At 69.6% G+C, this 19305-nt stretch carries 17 protein-coding genes; 5 read left to right on the forward strand and 12 right to left on the reverse strand.

The window, feature by feature from the left end:
- On the reverse strand, positions 1-1637 hold a 1637-nt coding region (locus AC5LSR_RS13570), incomplete at its 3' end, for an MMPL family transporter (protein WP_493468524.1).
- Between the two features lie 1866 nt (positions 1638-3503).
- Here AC5LSR_RS13570 and AC5LSR_RS13575 point away from each other — a divergent pair.
- Positions 3504-3761: a hypothetical protein gene (locus AC5LSR_RS13575; protein ID WP_493465063.1), complete on the forward strand. Its 258-nt coding sequence runs from the start codon at positions 3504-3506 to the stop codon at positions 3759-3761.
- 64 nt (positions 3762-3825) lie between these two features.
- Here AC5LSR_RS13575 and AC5LSR_RS13580 read toward each other — a convergent pair whose 3' ends face one another.
- A complete protein-coding gene (locus AC5LSR_RS13580) occupies positions 3826-4362 on the reverse strand; it encodes a MarR family winged helix-turn-helix transcriptional regulator (RefSeq protein WP_250291735.1) in 537 nt (178 codons plus the stop codon).
- A gap of 363 nt (positions 4363-4725) precedes the next feature.
- Complete coding sequence (locus AC5LSR_RS13585) at positions 4726-5172, reverse strand: hypothetical protein (protein ID WP_250280763.1); 447 nt, start codon at positions 5170-5172, stop codon at positions 4726-4728.
- A 483-nt stretch (positions 5173-5655) separates the two neighbouring features.
- Here AC5LSR_RS13585 and AC5LSR_RS13590 point away from each other — a divergent pair, with 483 nt between their 5' ends.
- On the forward strand, positions 5656-5913 hold the full coding sequence (locus AC5LSR_RS13590) for a hypothetical protein (RefSeq protein ID WP_250280761.1): 258 nt from the start codon (positions 5656-5658) through the stop codon (positions 5911-5913).
- A gap of 86 nt (positions 5914-5999) precedes the next feature.
- Here AC5LSR_RS13590 and AC5LSR_RS13595 read toward each other — a convergent pair whose 3' ends face one another.
- The 5 genes from AC5LSR_RS13595 to AC5LSR_RS13615 all read right to left on the reverse strand — a co-directional run bounded on the left by AC5LSR_RS13595 (position 6000) and on the right by AC5LSR_RS13615 (position 10972).
- Positions 6000-6896: an acyl-ACP desaturase gene (locus tag AC5LSR_RS13595; protein ID WP_250280759.1), complete on the reverse strand. Its 897-nt coding sequence runs from the start codon at positions 6894-6896 to the stop codon at positions 6000-6002.
- Positions 6897-6995: 99 nt separating this feature from the next.
- A complete protein-coding gene (locus tag AC5LSR_RS13600) occupies positions 6996-7856 on the reverse strand; it encodes an SAM-dependent methyltransferase (protein ID WP_250280757.1) in 861 nt (286 codons plus the stop codon).
- Positions 7853-8113, reverse strand: a complete 261-nt coding sequence (locus AC5LSR_RS13605; RefSeq protein ID WP_250280754.1) for an acyl carrier protein — start codon at positions 8111-8113, stop codon at positions 7853-7855. Before AC5LSR_RS13605 ends, AC5LSR_RS13600 begins: the two co-directional genes overlap by 4 nt.
- A 115-nt stretch (positions 8114-8228) precedes the next feature.
- The gene (locus AC5LSR_RS13610) at positions 8229-9017 is read right to left on the reverse strand and encodes a ferritin-like domain-containing protein (RefSeq protein ID WP_250280752.1); all 789 of its coding nucleotides are present in this window, start codon (positions 9015-9017) and stop codon (positions 8229-8231) included.
- Positions 9018-9247: 230 nt separating this feature from the next.
- Complete coding sequence (locus AC5LSR_RS13615; RefSeq protein WP_250280750.1) at positions 9248-10972, reverse strand: AMP-binding protein; 1725 nt, start codon at positions 10970-10972, stop codon at positions 9248-9250.
- 929 nt (positions 10973-11901) lie between these two features.
- Here AC5LSR_RS13615 and AC5LSR_RS13620 point away from each other — a divergent pair.
- Both AC5LSR_RS13620 and AC5LSR_RS13625 read left to right on the forward strand, forming a co-directional pair.
- Positions 11902-12753 (forward strand): MBL fold metallo-hydrolase, encoded by an 852-nt coding sequence (locus AC5LSR_RS13620; protein ID WP_250280748.1) that lies wholly within the window; start codon positions 11902-11904, stop codon positions 12751-12753.
- Positions 12754-12876: 123 nt separating this feature from the next.
- A complete protein-coding gene (locus AC5LSR_RS13625) occupies positions 12877-13542 on the forward strand; it encodes an HAD family hydrolase (RefSeq protein WP_250280746.1) in 666 nt (221 codons plus the stop codon).
- A gap of 146 nt (positions 13543-13688) precedes the next feature.
- Here the strand turns inward: AC5LSR_RS13625 and AC5LSR_RS13630 are convergent, their stop codons facing one another.
- The 4 genes from AC5LSR_RS13630 to AC5LSR_RS13645 all read right to left on the reverse strand — a co-directional run bounded on the left by AC5LSR_RS13630 (position 13689) and on the right by AC5LSR_RS13645 (position 16937).
- Positions 13689-14195 (reverse strand): PaaI family thioesterase, encoded by a 507-nt coding sequence (locus tag AC5LSR_RS13630; RefSeq protein ID WP_493468525.1) that lies wholly within the window; start codon positions 14193-14195, stop codon positions 13689-13691.
- 316 nt (positions 14196-14511) lie between these two features.
- On the reverse strand, positions 14512-15024 hold the full coding sequence (locus AC5LSR_RS13635) for a GNAT family N-acetyltransferase (protein WP_250280742.1): 513 nt from the start codon (positions 15022-15024) through the stop codon (positions 14512-14514).
- Positions 15021-15290, reverse strand: coding sequence for a type II toxin-antitoxin system TacA family antitoxin (locus tag AC5LSR_RS13640; RefSeq protein ID WP_250291734.1), 270 nt, complete (start codon positions 15288-15290; stop codon positions 15021-15023). The genes AC5LSR_RS13635 and AC5LSR_RS13640 overlap by 4 nt, the downstream gene beginning before the upstream one ends.
- A 102-nt stretch (positions 15291-15392) precedes the next feature.
- Complete coding sequence (locus AC5LSR_RS13645; RefSeq protein ID WP_250280738.1) at positions 15393-16937, reverse strand: MFS transporter; 1545 nt, start codon at positions 16935-16937, stop codon at positions 15393-15395.
- A gap of 567 nt (positions 16938-17504) precedes the next feature.
- On the opposite strand from AC5LSR_RS13645, the gene AC5LSR_RS13650 reads away from it, so the two are divergent.
- Positions 17505-19305 (forward strand): AMP-dependent synthetase/ligase (locus tag AC5LSR_RS13650; RefSeq protein WP_250280737.1); only part of this gene is annotated, 1801 nt, incomplete at its 3' end.

Here is a 19305-nt window from a genome sequence, read left to right on the forward strand (position 1 = left end):
GGGGAGTAGGGCTCGGTGCGGCTGAGGACGGAGAACCAGGTGGCGGTGCCGTCCGTGAAGCGGGCGGCGGTGGCCGGGGTGGCCGGGGTGCTCAGGGTGCCGGCGGTGTAGGAGCCGGCGACGCTGTCGACGCGGTCGACACCCGGGATGGCGGACAGCCGGCCGGCGTAGCCGGCGGCGTCGGTGACGGCGGCGGCGCCGGTGCTCCAGCTGGTGGAGACGACGGCGAGAGCGCCGGTGGCGGGAGCGGCGAAGTCGGTACGCAGCCGGTCCGCGGTCTGGCGGCTTTCGGCGCTGGTGGGCAGCACGCGGTCATCGGGGACGCCGAAGGCGACGTGCAGGAAGGGCGCGCCGAGCAGGAGCAGGACGGCGAGGGTGGGGATGGCGGTGCGGGCGGGGTACCGCCAGGCCACGGCGGCGACCCGGCCGACCGCGCTCAGGCCCCTCGCCCGCCTCGCCCGCCTCGGGCGGCGCCGCCGGGGCAGCGGCCAGCGTTCGATCCGGCCCCGCAGCAGGAACAGCAGAGCCGGTAGGACGATCAGCGCCCCGACCAGGGTGATCGCCACGACCGCGACGCCGGCGAAGGCGAACGACCGCAGGAAGTACTGCGGGAAGACCAGCAGGCAGCACAGGGCCGCGGCGACGGTGGCGGCGCTGAACACGATCGTCCGGCCGGCGGTGCGCATGGTCGCGTCCAGGGCGGCGACGGTGCCGTAGCTGCGTCTGCGTTCCTCGCGGTAGCGGGAGATGAACAGCAGACAGTAGTCGATGGCGAGCCCGAGCCCGAGCGCGGTGGTGAGGTTGACCGCGAACACCGAGACCTCGGTGAGGGTGGCCAGGACCGCGAGCGCGCCGAGCGTCCCGATGATCGACAGAATGCCGATGACCAGTGGGATGCCCGCCGCGACCACGGTGCCGAAAACCACCAGCAGCAGGGCGAGGGTGACCGGGACGGCGATGGACTCGGCTCTGGCCAGATCCTTGGTGACCTGTGTGTTGATGTCGTTGTTGATCTGGGTGAGCCCGCCGAGGGAGACGGTGACGCCGGCGGCGTGGCCATCCGCCCGGGTGAGCAGGTCGTGCAGCCGTCCGGTGTGCTCGGCGCTTTCGTCCTGGTCACCGTCGACGTGGGCGACGATCAGGCCGGCGTCACCGGAGCGGCCGCGCAGTTCGGCCACGGGCGTCTCCCAGTAGGAGGCGACCACCAGCAGGCCCGGCTCGCGCCGCAGCATGGCGGTGACGTCCTGTCCCTTCGCCCGGACCGCCGGCGTCTCGACACCGGCGCTGGAGCCGATCAGGACGACCAGGTTCGGGTCGGCCGAGCCGAACCTGTCCAGGAGGACCTGCGTGCCGCGGACCGAGTCCGAGCCCGGATCGTCGAAGCCGCCGGTCTTGAGCTGGCTGACCGCCCCGACGCCGACGATGGCGGCGAGGACCGTGAGCGCCGTCGTGACGAGCAGGACCATGCGGGGACGGGTCACGATGACGCGCAGCAGCCGGCTGCGTATCCGTGGGCGTACCCGCGGGTGGACGGCGGGGCCGTGCCCCACGCCGCGGGGCATGGGGACACGGGGCCGGTGCCGTCCGGTGGCGTGAGGCCGGTGGAGCCGGGACTCCGGCGGTGGCGATGTCTTCATCGCGGCGAACCGTCCTTCCGGCCAGGGCGGAGCGTGTCCTCGTCCCGGCCGGCCGCGGCCGTGCCGCCCGCCAGGCCGCCCGGCGCACTGTTCGGCGTCCTGCCCGGCGCACTGCCCGGCGTCCTGCCCGGCACGATGTCGCCGGGGTGGGGAATCCGGCCGGTACCGGCGTCACGCGGGTGCTTCCGGCTGTTCCGGTGGTGCCGGCTCCCGAGCGGGGAACGGCTCCGCACGGTGTCGTCGGACCGCTCTCCCGGCTTTCGCGGCGGGCAGCGGAAAAGATCTCTGCCGGCCGCTTCCGGAAAACAGGAGGCAAGCTCGACGATCGCGACTTCGTTCACCAGGATTTTCCCCGACCATTGGTTTCTGCTGAGTGCTCGCGCCGATGGTAGGGCAAAACATCGGCGTGACGTCGGTGCGGACCTCACCGTCGATTCGTCGCCATCGCCCACGCCGGTGGGCAGCGGCCGTTTTTCGGTACCGGGTGCTGCTACCCGTCCAGATATGGGCAAACTATTCATATCAGTTGTGCGATTTGTCTCCGATGCTGTCCCGAAGATTCCGCTGGCGGGCTTCCGGCCTGTTCGGCCGTGATCGTGTCACGGCCGTGGCCCGGCCGTTGGCCGTTCGGCGGACGGGATTCGTACCGGCTCCGGATCCGATGCCCCACAAGGTGGTCCGGTGTGTTCTACCGGACACCGGTCACGGGTGTTTGTGGCCGCCCGGTATGGTTGGTGGCCGAAGCACCGAAAAGGCCGGCGGCGAACGGATCACGTTCCTCCGCGCCCAGGGATTCGGGAGGCCCGGCCTTCCGGTCATACGAGGAGGGATCATGACGACCCGGTCCACCCTCACGGCTGGCGGATCCGGGCGGCAGCTTGCGACGGTCTTTCTGCTGATGCTCGTCGTCGGGGCTGTTCTCGGCGGGACAGCCAGCTATCTGACCACGGAAAGCGTTCAGAACGGCAATTCGAATGACATCGCCCTCGATGCCGCCCCTGAATCACCGCCAAGCACGACGGCGCGGGTGCCGGCAGCCCCTGCCGGCGGAGGCGTCGTCCCGGTCGCCGGTGCGTCCCCGAACAGCGCGCCGGCCGCCCCGGCCGTCCCGGCCCCGTCGGCCGCCAGTACGCCGGGCTCGGGCGCACCGCCCGATGGCCAGCCCGCGGACCAGGGCATTGCCGCTGCCGTTGGCAGCCGTTCGACCGGTGGCCCAGAGGCGCCGGGGCCCGCCTCGGAGTCCCCGACGCCCGTTCCCGCGAGGCGGCAGCCGACGCCGGGCCCGGCGACCACCGCGCCCGAGCCGGCCAGCACCACCATGGCGCCCCGCCCGGTGCCGTCGCCCGCGGCACCGACGTCGGCCCCTCCGGCGGCCGGCCGGTGACATGTTCTGACGGTCCGGGGCTGTTCCCGCCGGTCCGGAATCATTCCCGGCGGCCGGCGGCCGGGGCCGTTCGATATCGTCCAGATTTTCTGGCGAAGTAAAATCGTAAACAAAAGCGATGTGACGACGACCGGACCAGGCCGATACCCCGACCGGTCGGGCAGACAGCCCGGATATGCCGTGCCGGCGTCGGCACGCGGTATGCTGCGGCTCGCGGCCGGGCTGCCGCATCCGTCGCCGCATCCGGCAGAGGGGCACAGATTTTCTTGGAGCACGTCGACGGCAGCTGCCTGGGCGAGCCGGACGGGAATGTCCGCGACATGCCGACGGCCCGGGCCGCCGGTCCCGCGGCGGCCGGCGGGGCAGCCGCCGATGGCGGGCCTCACGGGTTTCACGAGCTCTTCGGCCCCGGCGCCCGCCCGGCCCTCGGCCGGGCGGGCGGGACGCCCGGGAACGGCCTTTTTCCGGGAACAACGTGAGATATGACGGAACGCCCCCGCCGGTTTACCGCAGATGTGCCGCCGCTTCTTCTCGTCGGCCTGGGCAGCGGTGTTCTGCTGCTCGTTGTCCTTGCTTTTGCCGAGTCGCTGGACCTGCTTGCGTTCGCCGCGGTCCTGAGCTATCTGGCAATCTACCTGTTTTCGTTCGTTCTGCTGCGCCCGCATCCGGAGCGCTCCGTGGAGCCGGCGCCGACCAGCACCCGCCAGCGGTCCGCCGACAATCATGACCAGCCGTCCTGAGGAGCGCCCAGGGCGCCTGGCCATGGTATGTGTCCGGCTGGCAGCACTGAACCGGTTGACCGGGTCAGGCCGTCTCGTTGGCCAGTCGCACGAGCGCTCCACCGGCGCGCATGAGGTCCGCCAGGTCCTGCTGATCCAGTTGTCGCAGCCGCCGGAAATACCAGCCGTCGACGATGTCGCGTGAACGGGCGACCGCGGTGAGGCCTTCGGCGGAGATCCGCACGATGAACTGCCGGCCGTCGTACTCGTCGTGTTCCCTGATCACCAGGCCGCGTTCGGTAAGGGCCGCCAGCGCCCGGGTCATCGATGGTTTGCGCACGCCTTCCAGATGCGCGAGCTGCGTTGGGGTCAGCGGGCCCAGCCGCTGCAGTGCGGACAGGGCCGATATCAGGCTGACCGGCAGCGCCTGCGGATCTCGTTGTCGTTCGGCCCGCTGCGCGCGCGCAAGCCTGGTTATCGACGTTCGCAGCGCGGTCACGAATGCCGGGTCGATACGGCTGTTCTCGTCGTTCTCGGGCAGGCCTGAATCCTCGTTGGCGGCCGGGGGCCGCCGGCGTCCCACGGATGGCGGACTGTTGGTCGACTGCACGGGCACGGTCATTGCCCCATGGTAACGACGGTCCCGTCCGCCGGCGGCCCGAGCGCGCCTCCCGGCGGAACGGCCGTGACATTCCCGGATCCGGGATTTTTCGTGCCGACGGTGCCCCGGATCGTGGCAGCAGGCCAGGCGATATGGCGACAGCGGTATGCAGCGAAGATTCCATGGCTGCTGGTTGCCGTGAACCACTGGAATTCATCGGTATCCGTCGGTAGCGGTGCTCTTCACCGGACCGCGTATGGTCCGGTCACCACCGTTCCAGCAGCCGGGCCGATGACCGGGACGGCCCGGGGCGCCTTCTCGGCCGCTGCCGGTCCACGGAGTGCGCCGGTCCACGGAGTGCGCCGGATCACGGAGTGTGCTGGATCACGGAGTACCGCCGTGATCCGCGGTGGGCAGGGTCCGCCGCCGGTCGTGGCGGTCCCGGACCCGCTGGTAGATCTCCAGGGAGAGGCTGAGCACGAGGCGCCCCTCGTGGGCCGAGCGGCGGAACGTGTCGGACTGGATGCCGAAAAGGCGGGCGGCCCGTTCCCGTCTCTGGTCGAGGGTCAGGCCGAGGGTGCCCGGCCACAGGCACAGCATGATTCCGATTGCTTCGCTGTGCGGCTGTTCCATGGCGGCGACGGCGGCGGTGAGCATCCGGTGGGCGCGCAGCGCCCGGTCGTGGATGGCCTGCCGGGGCATGCCCGCCTCGGCGGGCCAGACCAGGTCGACGAATTCCGGGGTGTACGTGATCAGCTCGGTGGGACGGCCGCCGCGACGGAGCATCCGGATGAGCTGGTTGTGAATTTGTTGTGCTGTTGATGTTTCCATCGTGTGATTTTGTCGTTCCTTTCCGCGTGGCTGGTCTGGCACCCACCAGTTTTCTGTACCAGCTCGCCACGCGGCAGGAGTTCGGAAGGACTGCGCCGGTCTCCCGGCTACCAGTTTGATGCCATTCTCGTGTCGGTTTCCGCCCAGACGATCGGCTTGGGATCCGCCAGACGCAGGCGCTGCATTCTGCCACGGCGCTGATGTTCACTGTTCGGTGACGGGCGAATCCCGCCCCAGCGGATGTCACCGGTGACACCGTCGAGTGGTGCTGTCGAGCTGGGCATCGCTCGTCATGGCAGCCGCCTCGAACGGGAAACGGTCCCAGGAAGTGATCTCAGGCAGCGATCTGAAGGGCTGGCGATGACAAACCGTGACGATGCCAGATCCGGGTGCTCGCGGCGGCGGGGCAGGCCCATCCGCGCTGTGGACGCTGCGGACACGGTGGATACCGCAGACGCCGCACCCTGGCCGGAAGGAGCCGACATGACAGCCGTACCGCCGCCGCGGCAGCCGGCGCGGCGACTGCCCCGTGGGCCCGCGGCGGAATCGACGCCGTCGCTGTACGCGGTGGTCCTCTTCGACGGGAACGACCGGTCCGCTGTCACAGAGGTGGTGATTCTTTTTGAAAGCGTTGCCGCTGCCGACGGTTATGCGGCGGAACGCGGCTGGGGCGACTACGCCGTCGGCGCCGTCCGTTTCCACCTTCCGCCGCTGGTTCGCAGTGTCCGGTGGGTGGCGTGAAAAATCCGGTGGACCAGTCGTGTCGGTGATCAACAGGCACGACTGGTGTGAAACGGGCCCGCGCTGGCAGGCTCACGCCGACAAATCTACCCGGGGGTGCGGCAGGCGGAGATGAACTGGGTCAACGCCTCCACCCGGTCCGACGGCGCGTCGACAGCGCGCCTGATGACCCGGATCAGATGTTCGTAGGAGTCGGTATGGTCGTATCGCGCGGTGTCCGCGATCCGCAGCGCCCATCGCCAGTAGCCCTTGATGGTGTCCGCCAGCGGCATCCGGAAGTTCGCTATCACGTCCCGGATCGGTTCCACGACGGTGTCGCCGTACCGGATCAGGTATCGCTCCACCATGTCCGCCATGAACGAGAAGTGACGGGCCTCGTCCCGGCTGAGCCGGTTCAGGATCTCCGCGAGAACCGGCTCGTCGATCACGGCGCGAAGCTGCTGATAGTAGAGCTGCGTCGCTTTCTCCTGCACGAGGGTGTAGGTGAACAGCGAGACCGGGCTGTCGAAGGGCAGGGTGAACCTCCGCCGGCCCTCCTCGGCGAGCTCGAGGCGCAGCCGTTCGGGCTCGGCGAGCCCGGAGGCCACCTGATAGCGGAAGAGAGCGCGGGCATGGGTGTCCTCCTCCTGCGCCCAGCGGACCGTGAAGTGGTACAGCTCCCGGTTACGGACGAAGTCCGCCGGGCCGACATCGCCATCGAGGGGGAAGAACCGGTTGTAGAGAGCGAAGTAGCCGGGAAGGTGATCCTCGATCAGGGTGATGAAACGGACCGCGGACCGTTGCCCCTCGGTCAGCCTCCCGCAGTCCGCGCTGTTCCAGTCGAAGTCGCTTTCCACGTCGAAGCGGCGTGTCGACGGCGAGGCAGCCATGAACGAGGTGACCGCATGCTCGATGTCGGCGGCCGGCAGGAGCCGGCGCGCATCCTGTTCCGACGGTGGTGCAGCCAGGGTTTCCCCTGCCGGGCTGCCGTCCACGACGGTCATCGGTCCTCCTGCCGTTTTTTCACCGTGCCTGCCGCTCCGGCACGCGGCCGCCGGGCCGCAGCAACGGCAACAGGGCCGGGTCCTGGAGCGGTGGGCTGGTCATCGTGCCTTCCGGCACGTCAGGGCGTAGTGCTTGGTGGTGTAGCCCCATCCGGCGTTGGCGATCTCCAGGTAGCGCTCGAGCTCGCCGGCGAGACCTGGCCGGATCCGCTCGATGGCGCCGGTGGCGGAGCGGACGTTCGCCAGCCAGTCGTCGATCGTGCGACGGTAGTCCGCGGTGAGGTCGTCCAGGCCGACGATGGAGAAGCCGGCGTCCTCGGCGCCACGGACCAGGTCGGACAGCGGGCGCATGTCACCCCAGCCGAAGATTGTCTCGCCGACGAACCGGGTACCGGCGCGACGGTGGAACGTCTCGTGCGCGGACGCGTTGCGAAAGCAGCTTTCCGACACGTAAAGGGCGCCACCGCGGCGCAGCAGCGCTCGGGCCCTGGCGAACACGGCGGCCAGATCGGGCATGTGCACGATGGATCCGAGCATGGTCACCGCGTCGAAGCCGCCGGCGGGCAGGTCGATCTCCTCGAAATGCCCCTGCCAGGTGCTGACCCGGTCGGCCACACCGAGTTCACGGGCCCGGCCGCTTATGTAGGCGTGCTGGCGGGCCGCCGGGCTGATGCCGGTTGCCCGGCAGGCGTGTTCCCGTGCCATGAACAGTAACAGGGATCCCCAGCCGCAGCCCACGTCGAGCAGGCGCTCGCCGCCTCGCAGGCCCAGGCGTTCGGCGACGAAGCGCAGCTTGTTGATCTGCGCGTCCGCCAGGGTGTCCGTCTCGGACCTGTACAGCCCGCAGCTGTACTTGCGCGACGGATCGAGGAAGAGGCCGAAGACCTCCGGGTCGAGGTCGTAGTGCTGATTGGTGTCGGCGACGGCGGTGTCCGTCCTCGGGTCCGTGATCGTCGTCATGACGGGTCCGGGATGAGGGCCTTCGCCACGACCAGCGCGATGTCATGGACGGAGGAGACACCGAAGACGTCTTCGTCCTCCAGCTCGACGTCGAAACGCTGCTCGATTCTGGAGATCATCCGGAGTACCTTGACCGAGTCGGCCCCCTCGATCGAGCGGAGGTCGGTGGACGGAGTCACACTGCCGGTGGCGAGGCCGAGCTCGCCGGTCACGATGTCGGTGACGACAGCGACGATCTGCTCGTGGGTGGCGGACAATTTCTCTCCAAAACGTGTCGTGTTTCACGGCATCGGGCTGCTGACGATACGAAAAAGACGGCCACCGGATTGCCGGCCGAAGCTGTCCACCCGCTCGGGCCGGATCCGGCGGGTGTCATACCAGTGCTTCGGCCAGCGCGCGCCGGATACGCGCGTTGCTGGCGAGGTCCAGGCCGGTCAGGGCACCGAAGGCCCGGCGGATCTTCACCTGGAGGCGGTCGAGCTCGCAGGCCCCGCCGGCCCTGGTAAGGAAGAACTCGAAGCCGGTGTCTATCGTCTCGTGCTCGCGCAGTTCCGGCAGTTCGCTTTTGAAAACACTCACCGGATGCCTGATCCGTGTGCCGGAGGTGTACACATAGAGCGTTTCGAGGACGGATGGCAGCTCCCGCGGATGCGCGGCCAGGCGCCTGCGGGCGAAGTAGATGAACTCGCGGGCGTGGGCTGCCTCGTCCCGGCTGGCGTCCCGCATGATTGTCCGCAGCACCGGCTCGGCCACCCAGTCCGAGACGGCCCGGTAGACGTGGTTCACCGTCAGTTCCGAAATGATGTTCGTCGCGAGGGTTGCGGCCGGTGTCGTGCCGGGCGCGTACGGTTCCCGCATCGCTTCGACGGGAGCCGCCTCGACGTGGACGCCCAGTGCTTCCAGCCAGGCCCGGAACGCGTAGTGGTGCTGAAGTTCCTGAAAGCCCCAGATCGCCACGAAAGCGGAGAAGTCGTAGTCATCGACGAACTCGTTGAAAAAGCCGTGCTGGGCGGCTATCGAGTTCGACTCGCCCATCACCGCGCTTTTCGCCAGTGTGACGTAGTCGGGGTCGACCAGGTCGCGATCGATCTTGTCGAACGGCAGGTCGGCGAGTTGCCACTGATGACGTTCGTACTGGCGGAAGACATCGTAACTGTGCATCGGCTTCCTTCGCGGACTTCGCGTGCGGGCTGCTGCGGGCTTCGGGGCCGGTCCGGGCGGCCCGGGCGGCCCGGGCGAGGGTCACAGTGCGCGATCTTCGTGGCAGGACCACGCCGGGCTGTTACGTCGGGCCCTGTGACATCGGGCCCTGTGACATCAAGCTCTGTGACGTCGAACTCTGTTGTGCCGGTGAACCGGGCGTCGGTGAACTGGGCGGCGGGCCCGCGGTGTCAGAGCGGAGGCTTCCATGATCGTTCACGGATGGCCAGGCGTTGGAACTTGCCGCTGGACGTGCGGGGGAGCGTGCTCGGGGGCACCAGGCATACCGCCAGGTCGGACAGGCCAAGCGTTCCGGTGATCTGGGCACGCAGATCACCGGCGAGCCGGTCACGTGCGGCCGGGTCGTCGAGGCTCGTCTCCGCGAGCAGAGTGATCACTTCTGTGCCGTCGCTCCCGTGCGGGCCGGCATCCCAGCCGTGCCCGCCGCGGCCGTCGTCACGGTCGCTGTCATGGGCGCGGCCGGCGACAGCCACGCAGCGGCGCTTGAACACCCCGGGGACGTCACGGGCGATGCCCTCGACGTCCTCGGGGTAGAAGTTCGTCCCATGAATGATGATCATTTCCTTTGTTCGTCCCGTGACGAACACGTCGTCACCCAGATGGAAACCCAGGTCTCCGGTACGGAGCCAACCGTCCGCGGTGAAGGTGTCGTCGTCGGTTCCCTCCGCCAGCAGATAGCCGGACGTCACCGGATCCCCGTGGATCTCGATCTCGCCGACCCGTTGGGCGTCGGCAGGCAGCTCGCCGGCGTCGGGGCTGGAGATTCGCAGGTCGACCCCGCGCACCGGGCGGCCCACGGCGATGACAGCCCGCGCGCGTGGATGCTCGGGTGGCACCCGCTGGACGCGCCCGGCATTGGCCAGCAGGTCCCGGTCAACCCAGACCGACACCGGCGGCCGGCCCAGCGGGGGAAAGGTGACCGCCAGCGTCGCCTCGGCCATCCCGTACACCGGGAACATCGCCTCAGGGGCGAAACCGGCCGGCGCGAAGTGTTCCAGGAACCGCTCGACCGAAGCCAGCGCGATGGGCTCGGCACCATTGAAGGCGACCCGCCAGTGACGCATGTCCAGCTCCGCCACCTCCCCCGGGGGCACGGCGGCGACCAGCTGGTCGTAGCCGAAGTTGGGAGCGGGGGAGATCGTCGCCCCGGACGCCAGGAACTGGCGCAGCCATCGTGCCGGGTCCTTGACGAAGGAGGCGGGTGACCACACTGTCATGGGGACGTTACGCATGATCGCGGACAGGGTCGCGAACAGTCCCATGTCGTGGAAGAGAGGCAGCCAGCTGCCGCCTCCGTCGCCGTCCCGGCCGAGGTCGATCCCCTCGCTGATCGCCTCGATGCCCGCGAGCGTGTTGGCGTGGGTGAGCCGGACCCCCTTGGGGGCGGCGGTGCTTCCCGAGGTGAACTGGACGATGGCCGTCTGGGCCGCGTCGACCAGGGGCAGTCGCCCGGGCGGAGGCGCGGCCGCCAGCAGATCGGCGGCGCGGACGAAGGCCACGTCACCCACGGCACCGTTGAAACGGCTGGCCAGCCCCCGGAAGCGGGAGGAGACAACCACGTCGCGGATGCCTGCGACCGACACGATCCGCGCCAGCCGGTGCGCGTGCCCCGCCAGATCCCAGGCCGCCGTGGGCAGCGGCAACGGGCAGGCCGCCGCGCCGGTCCTGGTGATGGCGAACAGCGCCTGGAGGAACTCGGGTGCGTTCTGGCTGAAGATCCCGACCAGGCTGCCCGGTCCCACGCCTGCCGCGGCCAGCGAGCGCGCCATCACCCGGGTGGAATCAGCGAGATCACCGAGGGTGATGGAAGCCGGCTCGGACGGGAAGTCGACCCGGGTGTCCCGGCCGTGGGCTGCAGCCCGGTCAAGCGCATCGTGCAACGTGCCGGTGACCATGCGGCCTCCCCCTGTCCACGAAGAGCCGGCCGTCGCCTTCCTCACGCCGTCCTCTTCTTTGCGCCGCCGTTTCTTCGTGTCGCCGTTTCTTCGAGCCGTAGTTTCTTCGTGTCGCCGTCTCCGGGGACCACCGGTCGGGGCGTCCGTACCGGCCGGCCAATGGGCGAATCGCGCCCGGTGCGCCGTGAACGCCGCCACCGGAAAAATTGTCCGGCGGCGCACCGAGGACCGTCAACGGTTGTTTCCCGATCGTATAGATCCATTCGGGAAAGCTATTGGACAGCTATTGAGCGAGGCCGGATCCGGTGGGTCGCAGGCAGGATTCCCGCATCATTTGTCGTCGCTTCGCGTTTCGTTCACCACCAGGCCGTGACGGGCTGGGCGAAAACTGGAGAAAGCGGCCGGTGGGCACTTTTCCGCGTAATACGTCGAGCGCTGACCGGGCGTCGCCGGCCGCTGCCGGCCCGACCCGGTACGAAGGCCGGGCCACGCTGGGCCGTACCGGGCCGTACCGGGCCGTACCGGGCCGCGCCGGCTCCCGGACGACCGCCGACAGACAGCGCCGGTGGACCTGCCGGGCCGTCCCGGCACGTCCCGGCCGGGAGTCATGCCGGCTGGGAGTCATGCCGGCCGGGCATGGCATCCCGGCGGCACGGCCAGCCTGGTGAGCGGCGGCGAGGGCAGTGAACAGCGGTGATAAGCGTTCGTAATCGTATGGCTGGAAGTTGCTCGTTGCCAGGGCCACAAGCTGCTAGCAACATCGCTGGAACCGGGGGAACCGTGCACCCCCGGTTCCCAGGACCCAAAATTCTCCGGCGGCATCACAAAGATCCACACGTTACGCCGTCGGGGCGCCTCGGCATACCACATCACACCAGTGCTCCGGAGTCCCCGGATTCCGGTATTTCAGAAGATCGGACATTTCGCAGATGCATCTCACCGTCCTCGGCTGCCGTTCGGGAATGCCTTCCGGTGGCCAGGGCAGTTCGGGTTATCTCGTGAGCACCGACAGCACCAGGATCCTGCTCGACTGCGGTCCCGGTGTGGCGCTGGCGCTCAGCATGATAGGGCATCCAAAAATGCTGGACGCGGTGGTGATCAGTCATTTCCACCTGGATCACTGCTATGATCTGCTGCCGGTCGGAAAAACTCTCCTGAGCCGGCACGCGCGGTATGGCGCGTCCTTCCCCACCCTGCCGGAGATCTTGGAGGCGGCCGGCACCACCCGGCTCACGCCGATTCCGCTCTATGTCCCGGCCGGCGGGCGCGCGACCCTGCGGAAGCTCGCGGAGCTCTTTCCGGTGGCGACCATCCCGTTGCTGGACAGGGCGTTCGACCTCGCCTTCGACGTACGGGAGTACGTCCCGGGCGAGAGTTTCACGGTGGGTGACTGCACGATCAGTATGCACGCGCTGCGTCACGCCATCCCCAACTGCGGTGTCCGGCTGGACAGCCCGGCGGGCAGCCTCGCCTACACCGGCGACACCGGCTGGACAGACGCGCTGATCCCCCTGGCCCGCGACGTGGACCTGCTGCTGGCCGAAGCCACCCTGGAGATCGCCGACAACGGGCCGCACGGTCATCTGTGCGCCACCGACGCCGGTACCGCCGCGGCCGAGGCGGACGCCGGGCAGCTCGTCCTGACCCATTTCATCTCCGCCGACCCGCGGTGGCTGGCGGCCCGGCAGGCCGACGCCCGCCAGGTCTTCACCGGCCCGGTGCACATTGCCGCGCCAGCCGCCCAGTTCGACACGTGGATTCCCGGGGGCTTTCCCGGATGACCCCCGGAATCGCCCACGCGGCTCCCGGGGCCGCCCGCGGCCGATCCTGCCCGGGCCGGCCCGTCCCACCGGCCGCCGTCCCACCGGCCGCCGTCCCACCGGCCGATGTCCCGGGGGGCGGATGTGGCTGACGGCACCCGGGACATCGGCCGGCGCCCGTCGTCGGCGGAGGTCTCGGTGGTGTGGTGTGACTTCGGCGGCGTGCTGACCTCCCCCATCCCGGAGGCGTTCGACCGGTTCGTGGCCGCGGCGGGGGTGCCGGCCGCGGCCCTGCGGTCGGCCATCGAGACGGTCGCCGGCGAGCGCGGCATGCGGATGCTCGAGCCGCTGGAACGCGGGCTGATGACGCAGCACGACTGGGGACTGCGGGTCACCGCGGCGCTCGCCCCGCGGTGGACGCCACGAGTCGACCTGACCCGCTTCGGCGACCACTGGTACGAGGGACGGCGGATGAACAGCGCACTGCTCGGCTGTCTGGCCGACTGCCGGCGCCGGGGGCTGCGGGTGGGGCTGCTGACGAACAGCGTGGCCGAGTGGGAGCCGCATCGCGCGGCGCTGATGCCCGACGCGGGCGTGTTCGAGGTGACCATCAACTCCCACGAGACCGGGATCCGCAAGCCCGACCCGGAGATCTACCAGCTGGCCGAGGACGCCTTCGGCGCGACGCCCCGACAGTGCCTGCTCATCGACGACACGCCGGTCAACTGCGTCGCCGCGCGGGCCCGTGGCTGGCGGACGATCCTGCACAGCTCGCCGGAACAGACCCTGGAGCACCTGATGCAGCTGTGACGGTGGGTATTCCACACGGACCGGAGACCACCCACGCGATATCCGGCACCGCCCCGCTGTCTCAGACGGCCCTTCCGTGGCCACGGCTGTGGCGGAGTGGCCGTGGCCACGGGGCCGGCCGTGCCGGGTACGGGCAGGACGGCCGGCTACGCGCTCCGGGTCGTGTCCACGGGCTGTAGCAGGCAGGTGCTCGTCCCGTGGGCAATCAGCTTGCCGGTAGGGTCGGTGACACGCGCTTCCGCGAGCGCGGTCCGTCTGCCGACGTGGATGGCCAGGCCCTCACAGGTGAGCCGGTCCGCGTCCAGTTTCACCGACCGGATGAAATTGACCTTCAGCTCGAGCGTGGTGTAAAGAACCCCGTCGGGGAGACTGGTGAAGACCGCGCTCCCCATGGCGGTGTCCATGAGGGTCGCCAGAACTCCGCCATGCACGGTGTACATCGCGTTGGCCGTGGCCGGTGAGGGCGCCAGCGTGTAGACCGTCCGGCCCTCGTCCACCGACTCGACGGTGATACCCAGCGAGTGGCCGACCCCGATCCCGGCCTGCAGGCCGTATTCCAACAACTGCTGTAGTTCCCGGATGCGGCTCTGTGCGGCGGACTCCTCCCGCGTTCCGTTCACCTGCACGGACTCGCCTCCTTTGTCTCTCGCCACGCTCTTGTCTCCCGGCGGCTCCAGCTGCCGCGTTGCCGGCCGCGATATTCTGCATGTCATCCGCATGCGGCCTCGGCTCGTCCCGCACCCGGGACGCTCGTCACCGGACGATACGCCGACATCCACTGGAACAGGACCGCGGAACGGTGGACCGCCGGTGAACGTTCTGTTACCCCACGGTGGATGAACGGTTTTTCCATTTTCCCGGCTTTTCATTTCCGAGAACGGAACTGTCCGGAAAGCGGCGTGGACGGCTGTTCGGTCGACGGACATTCCTGGCTGTGCCGGGTAGTGCCGGCCACCGATCCGGCCGGCACTACCCGGATGTGTCGCCTCTGGTCAGAGCCCGGGCATCCTTCATCAGAAGGAACAGATGGAGCGGGTGGGTGGGAGACGGTTCGAACCCAAAATGCAGGTAGGACTCCCGAGCCTGGTCGTGCAGCGCGTGTACGAGCAGGGCTCGCACGCCGACGATCTCCGCTGCCGCGATGGTACGGGTGATCGCGTCGCGTAACAGATGGGCGCCCAGACCCCGGCCCTGTTCCTTGACGCCGACGGCGAGACGCCCCAGCAGAATGACCGGGACGGGATCGGGCATGCCCTGGCCGATGCGTCGGCTGGTATCCAGCCGCTGTACGGCCCCGGTAGCCAGGGCGTAGTAGCCGACGACACGTGCGTCACGGCACGTGACAAAACAGCGGGAGGCTCCCGCTGTCCGGTTACCTAACGCCCGTCGGCGCGACCAGTCGTCCAGTGCGGACTCGCCGCTGTCAAAGGTCGACAGGTCATCAGCCGCGGCGATCGGCCTGGGAGCGGAGCAGCCACTCATTCAAAGATCGGCTCCTCGGTGAGCAGGCGTTCCAGGCGCGGTTTACGAGTAACCGGACGATCCAGAATGGTGAGGAACTCCGTCCATGCCTCGCTCCCCAGCGTGAACAGGCGCTGCTCTGCCAGGACGTCCTTGGCCCTGGCTACGGCCGCGTTCACGGTGAACTCGGTGACGGTCGAGCCTTCGACCTCGGCTGCCACGCGGATCAGCGCATCCTGCTCTTCAGGCAGGCGTACAGCGATGCGGGAACTTTTGATCATCGTCATGTCCTGAGTGTGCGCCTGGTAGGCGTACGAGCCGAGGAGGTGTGGCTTACAGCTGGAACGGAAATCCCCGACGGCAGGCCGGTGACGGCGGGTCGGTCGAGGTCACGCGACGCTTGGCTGCTGCGGCTCCACCGTGGGTACGGGCCGGCCGGCGTGGTCGTTCCGCGCGCGTAGCACGACCGCCGTCACGACGGCACCGGCCAGGGCGCCGGTCGCGGCGACGATGAAGGTGACGTTCATCGAGGTGACGGCCTCGCCCCGCTGCGGGGAGAGGACGCCCGCGAGTGCCACTCCGAAGACGGCCCCGAACTGCCGGAACGTGTTCATCGCGCCGGACGCGGTACCGGCGAGATCGGCTGGTACCGCGCTCATCATCGCCTGGATCGCGACCACACCGCTGGACAGCGGTATGCCGGCACCGAGCAGCACCAGGGCCCATCCGTAGGTGAAATAGCCGCCGGCGTCCTCGACGAGGGTGAGCCCGCCGAGCCCGGCCGCCACGAGGAGCAGGCCCAGGAGCATGGTCGTGCGGGTCCCGAGCCGGGCCACCACGGCGGCCGCGCCCATCGAGGCCACGCCGAGAAACCCGGTGAGCGCGAGGAAACGCACCCCGGTTCCCACCGGTGACAGGTGCCGGGTCTCCTGGAGGTACACGGTCAGCAGGAACAGCACCGCGTACATGCCGAACAGGCCGAGGAAGTTCACGACGCAGGCCACAGCGACCGCGGGAACGCGCAGCAGGCGCGGCGGGAGCATCGGGTGCGGGCAGCGGATCTCCCAGCGCACGAAGAGCGCCAGGACGACGGCGCTGCCGAGCAGGAGCCCGAGGATGACCGGCGAGGACCAGCCGAAACGGCCGCTTTCGATCATCGCGAACGTCAGCGGCCCGCTACCGAGCACGAACAGCGCCTGCCCCACGACGTCCGGCCGGCCGGCGGCTTCCCGGCTCCCCCGGAGGCCATCGGCCGGTGGCGCGTCGGGCGCGTCGGGCGCGTCGGGCATGCCGTCGCGGCCCTCGCCGGCGGCCCGGCCGTTTCGGGACGGCCGGCGGGGAGGGGACGGGGGCAGGGCCCAGGACAGGCCGGCGAGCGCCACCGCGCCGATCGGCAGGTTGATCCAGAACATGCTCTCCCAGCCGGCCGTCTGGACGAGCAGCCCGCCGATGATCGGTCCGAGTGCCACCGCCGTACCGGCGACGCCACCCCACACGCCGATGGCACGGGTCCGTCGCCTCGGATCTGCGAACAGCTCGGTGGTGACCGCGAGTGACAGCGGTACGACCGCCGCCGCGAACACGCCCTGGCCGCCGCGCGCGGCGATCAGCACTCCCGCGCCCGGGGCGAGCGCGCAGGCCACCGAGCAGGCCGTGAAACCGCCGGCGCCGGTCAGCAGGGCGGCCTTGCGGCCGAAACGGTCGCCGAGTGATCCCGCGGTCAGCAGCAGGCAGGCAAAGCCCAGGGTGTAGGCGTCCAGGAGCCACTGGGCGGCGGTGACGTCGGCATGGAGATCGGCGCGGATCGCCGGCACGGCGACCGGGGTGATGCTGGCGTCCAGGTAGACCAGGAAGGTCGCCACGCAGACGAGCGCGAGCCGGATCGCGGGACTGGCGCGGCGCGACGTCGAAGTGGGCGTTTCGTCCGGTCTCATGGAAACATCCCTCTGCCGGTGGTCATCTCATGATGTGTGGCATGCGGAATCCGCGGTGGGATCCGGAGGCCGTCGTACGGCCCGGCATTCTTCGTGGGTGACCGTACGTATGTGAATCCGTGCCGCCAGTGTAATATCCGGATACGCGCGGACGACTCGAGACCGTCGGGTGGTAAACGTCACAGCGGCGTCCTGGCAGGGTGTCCTGGCGAGTGCTGGCGAAGCGGTCGGCCGGGAGAATCCGCCGTCGTCGGCCGTTGCCGGTCGTCGTTATTCTCGATCGTCCCCGCCGATCGGGCGATTGGGCCCGCCGAACCCACGTTGACACCATCCCGACAGGTTCACACACTATGAGACGCCCACCGGCGCCCGGTCCCGGGTGCCCGAATCCGTCATCCCACCGGCCAGTCCACGGGAGTGTTGCGAACGGATGAATTCTTCGTGGTGGCCTTCGTGGTGGCTGTTCGTCGGGAATTCTTTTGGTATTCATATTCGACCGGCCCCGACGCCGCCGCCGAGCTCCTGTTTCCCGACATCGGAAATCGTCGCCGCGAGTAGGTGGTTCACATGCAGCAGTACAGGTCCGGGGACGGTGTCGTTCTTCCCGCGGATCGGGGGCTGTCCCTCATCCTGGACGAGGGTGTCCGGCTGGCCCCGGACCGCCCGGTGCTGAGCTGGCAGGACGCCGCCGGCTGGCGGGACGTCAGCTACCGGCAGTTCGCCGGCCACGTCCGGGCCGTCGCCAAGGTGCTGCTGGCGCACGGGGTCGCGCACGGCGACCGGGTGGCCGTGCTGGGACGGACCAGCTACGAGTGGGCCGTGGTGGACTTCGCGGTGCTCAGCATCGGCGCGGTCACGGTCCCGATCTACCCGACGGCGTCCGAGCAGCAGGTGCGCCACCTGCTCGTCGACTCCGCGGCGAACTGGTGCTTCACCGAGACCGAGGAACAGCGGGCCCAGCTCGACCGGATCGGCGGGGCGGCCCTGCGCGTCGGCTCCTGGCCGCTGGCGGCGGTCTGGGCCTGGCGCGACGCGGACCAGGACGGGCCCGAAGACGCCGAGTTCGACGAGCGCCGCGCCAAGGTACGCGCCGACGACCTCGCGACGATCGTCTACACCAGCGGTACCACCGGCATGCCCAAGGGGTGCATGCTCACCCACCGCAACCTGTACGCGTCCTCCGCCAACACCGTCGAACACACCGGTGACCTCTTCCGCACCGCCGCCGGGGAGCAGGCCGCGACCCTGCTGGGCCTGCCGCTGTCGCACGTCTTCGGCCGGACCATCCTCATCGCCTGCCTGTACGGGGGCACCCGGACCGGGCTGGTGGCGGGCATCCCGGAGCTGATCGGGCAGTTCCCGGTGTTCCGGCCGAGCTTCCTCGCGCTTGTGCCGTACGCGCTGGAGAAGATCCGCAAGCGGGTGCGGGTGCCCGCGGCCGGCGGGGCCGGGGTGGTCGACGCCGAGGCGGAGCGGGCCGCGATCGAGTTCGGGCTCGCCAGCGCGCGCGGGCTGCCGGTCGACGACGGCCTGCGCGCCGCGCACGCCGCGTTCGACGAGCAGGTCTACAGCCGGGTACGGGCCTCCTTCGGCGGCCGCTTCCAGGACGTGATCTGCGGCGGCGCGTCGCTCGACGACTCGACCGCGGCCTTCTACGGCGGCATCGGGGTACGGATCCTCAACTGCTACGGGCTGACCGAGGCCGCGACGGCGGTGACGGTGAACGTCCCGGCCACCAACCGGCTGGGCAGCACCGGGCGCCCGATCCCGGGCACCACGGTGGCGATCGCGGACGACGGCGAGCTGCTCATCCGCGGCCTCAACGTCTCGCCGGGGTACTGGCAGGGAAGTCCGCAGCCCACCGACCGGGACGCGACACAGGGCGGTGAGGGCCCGTGGCTGCACACCGGCGACCTCGCCCGGCTGGACGACGACGGCTTCCTCCACATCACGGGCCGCCGCAAGGAGATCCTGGTCACCAGCGGTGGCAAGAACGTCGCACCCGCCCCGCTGGAGGACCGGGTCCGGCTGCATCCGCTGGTGAGCAACTGCATCGTGGTGGGTGACGGGCGGCCCTTCGTCAGCGCGCTGGTGACGATCGACCCCGCCGCGCTCGCCGGCTGGCAGGCCAGCCGGGGGCTCGCCGCCGGCGACGGGTCCTTCAGCCATGACCCCGAGCTGCTCGCGGAGATCCAGACCGCCGTGGACGACGCGAACAGCCTGGTCTCGCGCGCCGAGTCGATCCGGGCGTTCCGGGTGCTCGTGACCGATTTCACCGTGGCCGCCGGGCAGCTGACGCCCTCGATGAAGCTGCGCCGTAACGTCATCGAGGCCGACTTCGCCGCGGACATCGCCGCGGTGTACGGCT

It is taken from the genome of Protofrankia sp. CiP1_Cm_nod4, from assembly GCF_982290645.1.